Consider the following 1,078-nt stretch of genomic DNA (forward strand, 5'->3'; position numbering starts at 1 on the left):
GTGACGGTGGCGGTGGTGGTGGCAAGGACGGTGAGAAGGCCGTGGGTGGTCTTGTCGCGCTGGCCCTGTCGCAGTTCGCGGAGCACACGACACCGGACCTGAAGTTCGTCGCGGCACGGGCGGGCAAGTCGTTGCAGGGTGCGGTCGATGCGACCACCGCGTATCTGAACGGTGATCTCGACATGGCCGCCGAAGCGCAGCGCAAGGCACTCGGCGCGGTGGATCTGGACCCGAAGAAGCCCGGGGTGCAGTCCAGGTGATCAAGCCCGAAGCGATTCCGCAGTACACCGGCAATCTGGAACAGCTGGAGAAGGACCATGCCGGTCTGAAGACCGACGCCGGGCACATCCGGGACACCGGTTCGTCCGTCCACACCCATTTCCAGGGCCTGTCCGCCTATTACAAGGCCCCCGAGGCCGAGCAGCTGTTCGCGTCGACGAAACCCGTCAAGGACCGTGCCGACGGCTTCGCGGACGATCTGGAAAAGGTCGCCTCCTCGTTGTCCGACTACGCGACGGAGATCCGCCCGCTGGTCACGAAGCTGGAACAGCTGAAAGCGGACGCGACGAAGTTCGTGAACGCGAACAAGGACGACGACGACTGGGAGTACGACGAGGACAAGGTCGACGAGCACAACCAGCTCCGCGACGACATCACCGCGACCGTCGCCGCGTTCTGGGCCGCCGAACGCACCTGCCACAACAAGATCACCGCCCTGATCCCCGGCGGGGTCCAGATGGTCGCCGGGGACGGGTCCGAACGCAAGGACCAGTACGGGTTCAACGCCGACGACCTCAAGAACGCCAAACTCCCCTGGGGCGACCCCGTCGAGGAGAAACACCACGTCTGGGAAGTCGGGCACTGGGTCAAGTCGTTCGTCTGGGACGGACTGATCGTCGACGGGGTATGGGGCACCATCAAGGGCCTGGGCACCCTCGTCGGGTTCGGCGGCTGGGACGCCATGGGCCAGGCCTGGAAAGGACTGGCCCAACTCGCCACCGGCCTCGTGATCACCGCGATCCCCGGCGCGGGCACCCTGTTCTGGGCACTGCCCGACGACAAACTCCCCTCCTGGCTA

The 1,078-nt window shown here is 65.8% G+C and carries 1 protein-coding gene and 1 pseudogene; both read left to right on the top strand.

All coding sequences use genetic code 11. The features are described from left to right. Positions 1 to 260: DUF6507 family protein (locus tag ACIQCZ_RS42605; RefSeq protein ID WP_402291604.1), on the top strand; the 260-nt coding region annotated here is incomplete at its 5' end. Continuing rightward, a pseudogene (locus tag ACIQCZ_RS42610) lies at positions 257 to 1,078 on the top strand (protein phosphatase); the annotation flags it as partial. The gene ACIQCZ_RS42605 and the pseudogene ACIQCZ_RS42610, both read left to right, overlap by 4 nt.

Source organism: Streptomyces sp. NPDC093149 (assembly GCF_044754145.1).
Lineage (GTDB): Bacteria > Actinomycetota > Actinomycetes > Streptomycetales > Streptomycetaceae > Streptomyces.